Origin of the sequence: Peptoniphilus indolicus ATCC 29427 (assembly GCF_000227315.1) — a bacterium.
Classification (GTDB): Bacteria; Bacillota; Clostridia; order Tissierellales; family Peptoniphilaceae; genus Peptoniphilus; species Peptoniphilus indolicus.
Window position 1 is genome coordinate 1 of record NZ_JH165070.1, and the last position, 4,715, is coordinate 4,715.

Genomic DNA, 4,715 nt, shown 5'->3' on the forward strand with positions numbered 1-4,715 from the left:
TACAATTTTGGAAAGGGTCTTCTAAAAAAGCTAACTCTAAGTTGGATTTCTTTTCTGGAAATGTTATAGTTTTATTGTTTTTAATATTAGCTATAATTTCACTAATAGGAACACATTCAAAAGATGGATTTGAAGTTGCAGGTAATCTTTGGAGATTACCAATGGATTTATTTATGTTTCCTTTTGTATACCCTATGGAAGTATTGGGAATAGATTCAAATTATTTAGTTCTTTTCATTAGTTCATTGATTCCAACTATAGTATTTGGTATATCTATAAAAAGAGAGAGAGTCAAAATTAATAGACGTAGAAAAATGATGGAAATGAGAAAAAGAAAAAATGAGAGATAACAGGTATCTATCTTTTATATTTCTAATAATTTTAATTATAATCTACATATATTTACAAAGCAGTAATGAATTAATAGTAGATAATTATAATGAAATTATTGTGACAAAAGTAGTAGATGGAGATACAGTAATAACAAGTGATGGAGAAAAAATAAGAATAATAGGTATAAATGCTCCAGAAATTTCTAAAAAAGAATATCTATCTTTAGAGGCTAAAGATTTAGCTGAAAAGATAATGCTCAATAAAAAAGTTTTTATAGAAAAAGATGTAGAAACAAGAGATAAATATGGTAGAATACTTGGATATATATGGTTAGAAATACCAAATGAATTAAATAGGGATACTATAGAAAATTTAAATTATTCTGGTATAGCTTTAAGATATGGTCTTGCTAGGGTATACACCTTTAAGCCAAATGATAAATATCAAAAAATATTTAATAATATACAAAAGAAAGCTATAAAAGAAAAGAATGGAATGTGGGAATATTCAATTGAAGGCACTACAAGAGGTAATGCATTAGAATGAAGGAGGTTTTATGAATTATAATTATGACCAACAAATGCTATATGATACAACTGTAGCAAAGTTAGAAGAAATAGGAGTTAAACTTAAAGATATTGCTGAAATAGTACTTTTATTACAAAAAGAATATGTTGAAGATTTAACATTAGATGAATGTTTAGAAAACATAGAAGCGGTACTAAAGAAAAGAGAAGTGGTTCATGCTGTATTAACAGGACTTGCTATAGATGAAATGGCACAAAAACAACTATTACCAGAACCTATACAAACAATTATTGCAAAAGACGAAAAATTGTATGGTATAGATGAAGTTTTGCCACTTGGAATTGTAAATTTATATGGAACTATAGGGCTTACTAATTTTGGATACTTAGATAAAAAGAAAATAGGTATTATTGATGAATTAGATAAGAGAAAGAAAAAATCAGATTCACTTAAGAATGTAGAGACATTTGCAGATGATTTAATAGCAGCTATAGCTGCTGCAGCAGCTGCAAGAATAGCACATACACGTCAAAAATAGGAGGAATGTAGATGAAAGTTACTATTTGTATGGGATCTAGATGTACACTTATGGGGGCAAGCACGATATATGACGCAGTAGAATTACTACAAAATGATATTTGTGGACCGGAGTCAGATTATTGTTCAGCTGAAAATCTAGAGATAGAATTGGGACAATGTTTGAATGGTGAGTATTGCAATCCTGAAGAGGAATCAACTAATGCTCCGGTTGTGATAATAGATGATGAAATTATTTTTAGAGCTACTCCACAAGAAGTAAGTGAAAAAATTATAAACAAATTAAGAAGCTGAGGTAAGAATGAAAGAGACATATCAAAGTATTGTGGACATTAGAAGAAAGGTATTTGCTGAAGTAGCTAGAATTGCTTATTATGATGTAGATATTTCAGAACTTGAAGATTCTTCTTATAGAATTGTACCCGGTGAAGTCGCAAAGTATAGGGAAGATATCTTTAGAGAAAGAGCTGTTGCAGACGAGAGATTAAGGCTTGCAATGGGAATGGATGCCAGAGAAATATCTGTTTATAAAAAGCTCACAGATGGTTTTGATAAAGTAGATATAGATACTAATGCCTATGAAAAACCATTGATTAATGTAATAAAGTTTGCTTGTGAAGCATGTCCTACAAAAGCTCATGTGGTTACAGACAACTGTAGAAAATGTATGGCGCATCCATGTACAAATGTATGCCCTGTAAATGCAGTGTCTGTTGGAAGATCAAGAGCTCATATAGACAAAGAAAAATGTATAAATTGTGGAAGATGTAAAGAAGCATGTCCATACAATGCAATTGTTATGTATGAAAGACCCTGCGCAGCCGTTTGTGGGGTAGATTGTATAAGCTCTGATGAATATGGTAGAGCAGAAATAAATCACGATAACTGCGTAGCTTGTGGAAGATGTATAGCAAGTTGTCCGTTTGGAGCGATAGCTGATAAAACTCAAATATATCAACTTATAAAAGCTATAAAATCAGGAAAGAGAATTTATGCTGCAGTTGCGCCTTCATTTGTTGGACAATTTGGTGCTAACTCATCTCCAGCACAAATAGTTGAAGGTATCAGACAATTGGGGTTTGAAGATGTAGTAGAAGTTTCTCTTGGAGCTGACGTTACAACTATGAATGAAGCTAAAGAGTATATACATAGAGTACCAAATGATATTCCATTTATGGGAACATCATGCTGTTTTTCTTGGGCTTTAATGGTAAAAAATAAATTCCCAGAACTTTCTGGGCAAATTTCAGATTCAGGTTCCCCTATGAGATATACTGCTGAATATATACATGAAAAAGACCCTGAAGGAATAATTTGTTTTATTGGTCCTTGTACATCTAAGAAGTTAGAAGCTTTAGATACTAAAGTTAAATCACATGTTGACTTTGTAATAACATTTGAAGAGCTTATGGGTATGTTTGTAGCTAAAGGAATAGAGCCTTCAGAAATAGTTATTGAAAATGATGTCAAAGATGCATCAGCATTGGGAAGAGGATATCCAATTGCTGGTGGAGTTGCAGAAGCTGTAAAACAAGTTGCATTGGAATTAGAACCTGATAGAGAAATTAATATATTAGGAGCTAATACACTACAAGAGTGTGTAAAAATGGTTAAAATAGCCAAAGCTGGAAAATACAATGGCTATTTATTAGAGGGAATGGCTTGCCCTGGTGGATGTATAGCAGGTGTGGGTACTATGGCATCTGTAACAAGAGTTAAAAAAGATGTTCAAAAGTTTATGAAAGAATCTGATATATATTCTCCGCTTGAAAATGAAAAGATAGGAAAATAATAAGTAATTAAATTTATAATTAATTTAATTGTAAATTTGTAAATTAAATTCCCTAAAATACTTGACCTTTGGATGTTTATGTATTAAAATAACAGGAGTGTTTTAAAAGCCCCGGAAAAATTTTAAAACAGGAGGAAATCTATGAAAACTTATATGGCTAAAGCCAATGAAGTAGATAGAAAATGGTATGTAGTAGATGCAACTGATAAGGTGCTAGGAAGACTTAGTTCTGAAATAGCGTCTATCCTAAGAGGAAAGAATAAGGTAATATATACACCTCATGTGGATACAGGTGATTATGTTATTGTAATCAATGCTGATAAGGTAAAACTTACAGGAAATAAGTGGGAACAAAAAATCCACGCTTATCATACTGGATATCCAGGTGGAAGACGTGAAATTGCCTACAAACAACTCAGAGAAAAACACCCTGAAAGAATGGTAGAATATGCTGTAAAGGGTATGCTTCCTAAGTCAAGACTTGGAAGACAGATGTTTACTAAGCTAAAGGTATATGCTGGTGCGGAACATCCTCACGAAGCTCAAAAACCTGAAGTATTGGAAATCAACTGAGGAGGTAGGAAATGGAAAGAACTCAATATAGAGGAACTGGAAGAAGAAAAAAATCTATAGCTCAAGTCAGACTTCTACCAGGAAACGGTAAATTTACTGTAAACAATAGAGATATTGAAGATTATTTTGATTATGCAACGCTTATAACAGTTGCTAAGGCGCCTCTTGAACTTACTGAAACAGTTGCTCAATTTGATGTAATTGTTAAAGTACAAGGCGGTGGATACACTGGTCAAGCAGGAGCTATCAGACATGGTATTGCTAGAGCTCTTCTTGAAGTGGACCCAGAACACAGATCTATTCTTAAAAAAGCTGGATTCTTAACTAGAGATCCAAGAATGAAAGAAAGAAAGAAATATGGTTTAAAGAAAGCAAGACGTGCTCCACAATTCTCAAAGAGATAAAAATATTTTTCATACAAAAAATCAGAACCTTTGGAAACACCAACTTCCAAGGGTTCTCTTTTTTTATCGTATCAATAAATATCACTAGAAATCATTAAAAATCAGCTCGTAATATACACGAAATATACGTGCAATATACAAAATGTATTATATCTCTATCTTCTCAATCGCTGTAATTAACTGGCTTAAGTCTTTATGGATATAGGTTTTATCTGTTATATTTGTAGAAGAGTGGCCGAGAATTTTTTTGATAGAATTACTGTTAGCTTCAAATCTATCAAGTAGAGTTGCGGTTGTGTGCCTACATTCATGAGGGAGATGTTTCATCTCTAAATCGCTCATAATTTTATCCCATTTTTCTCTTCTGAAATTAGAATATTTCATTTGTTTACCTAATTTATTTTCTATCAAGTATACTTTATTTTTTGCATAAAGAGCAGTTATTATTGGTAATATCTTGTGGTGGATAGGAACAATTCGATTGATACCTGCAGTTGTTTTAGAACCACCAACCATGTATCGCTCTTCTAAATTAACATCTTCTTTTT

At 32.1% G+C, this 4,715-nt stretch carries 8 protein-coding genes; 7 read left to right on the plus strand and 1 reads right to left on the minus strand.

Annotated features, from left to right (window positions below; translation table 11 throughout):
- The 7 genes from HMPREF9129_RS11795 to rpsI all read left to right on the plus strand — a co-directional run.
- Positions 1-350: hypothetical protein (locus tag HMPREF9129_RS11795; RefSeq protein WP_004823117.1), on the plus strand; the 350-nt coding region annotated here is incomplete at its 5' end.
- Positions 340-879 carry a thermonuclease family protein gene (locus HMPREF9129_RS09680; protein WP_004823120.1) on the plus strand — a complete coding sequence of 180 codons (540 nt, stop codon included), beginning with the start codon at positions 340-342 and terminating at the stop codon, positions 877-879. The genes HMPREF9129_RS11795 and HMPREF9129_RS09680, both read left to right, overlap by 11 nt.
- A 10-nt stretch (positions 880-889) precedes the next feature.
- Complete coding sequence (locus HMPREF9129_RS09685; protein ID WP_004823122.1) at positions 890-1,399, plus strand: phosphatidylglycerophosphatase A family protein; 510 nt, start codon at positions 890-892, stop codon at positions 1,397-1,399.
- Between the two features lie 11 nt (positions 1,400-1,410).
- Entirely contained in the window at positions 1,411-1,692 is a 282-nt protein-coding gene (locus HMPREF9129_RS09690; RefSeq protein WP_004823123.1) for an NADH-quinone oxidoreductase subunit NuoE family protein, read from the plus strand.
- A 7-nt stretch (positions 1,693-1,699) separates the two neighbouring features.
- Entirely contained in the window at positions 1,700-3,190 is a 1,491-nt protein-coding gene (locus HMPREF9129_RS09695; protein WP_004823125.1) for a 4Fe-4S dicluster domain-containing protein, read from the plus strand.
- A gap of 141 nt (positions 3,191-3,331) precedes the next feature.
- Positions 3,332-3,763, plus strand: a complete 432-nt coding sequence (rplM, locus tag HMPREF9129_RS09700) for a 50S ribosomal protein L13 (protein ID WP_004823126.1) — start codon at positions 3,332-3,334, stop codon at positions 3,761-3,763.
- 11 nt (positions 3,764-3,774) lie between these two features.
- Positions 3,775-4,167 (plus strand): 30S ribosomal protein S9, encoded by a 393-nt coding sequence (gene rpsI, locus HMPREF9129_RS09705; protein WP_004823127.1) that lies wholly within the window; start codon positions 3,775-3,777, stop codon positions 4,165-4,167.
- A gap of 147 nt (positions 4,168-4,314) precedes the next feature.
- Here rpsI and HMPREF9129_RS09710 read toward each other — a convergent pair.
- A partial coding sequence (locus HMPREF9129_RS09710) for a tyrosine-type recombinase/integrase (RefSeq protein WP_004823129.1) occupies positions 4,315-4,715 on the minus strand: 401 nt, incomplete at its 5' end.

What these genes read in the sequence shown, in the direction of transcription:
- HMPREF9129_RS09680 (WP_004823120.1), top strand. Translation starts at nt 340, where the DNA reads ATGAGAGATAACAGGTATCTATCTTTTATATTTCTAATAATTTTAATT.
- HMPREF9129_RS09685 (WP_004823122.1), top strand. Translation starts at nt 890, where the DNA reads ATGAATTATAATTATGACCAACAAATGCTATATGATACAACTGTAGCA.
- HMPREF9129_RS09690 (WP_004823123.1), top strand. Translation starts at nt 1,411, where the DNA reads ATGAAAGTTACTATTTGTATGGGATCTAGATGTACACTTATGGGGGCA.
- HMPREF9129_RS09695 (WP_004823125.1), top strand. Translation starts at nt 1,700, where the DNA reads ATGAAAGAGACATATCAAAGTATTGTGGACATTAGAAGAAAGGTATTT.
- rplM (WP_004823126.1), top strand. Translation starts at nt 3,332, where the DNA reads ATGAAAACTTATATGGCTAAAGCCAATGAAGTAGATAGAAAATGGTAT.
- rpsI (WP_004823127.1), top strand. Translation starts at nt 3,775, where the DNA reads ATGGAAAGAACTCAATATAGAGGAACTGGAAGAAGAAAAAAATCTATA.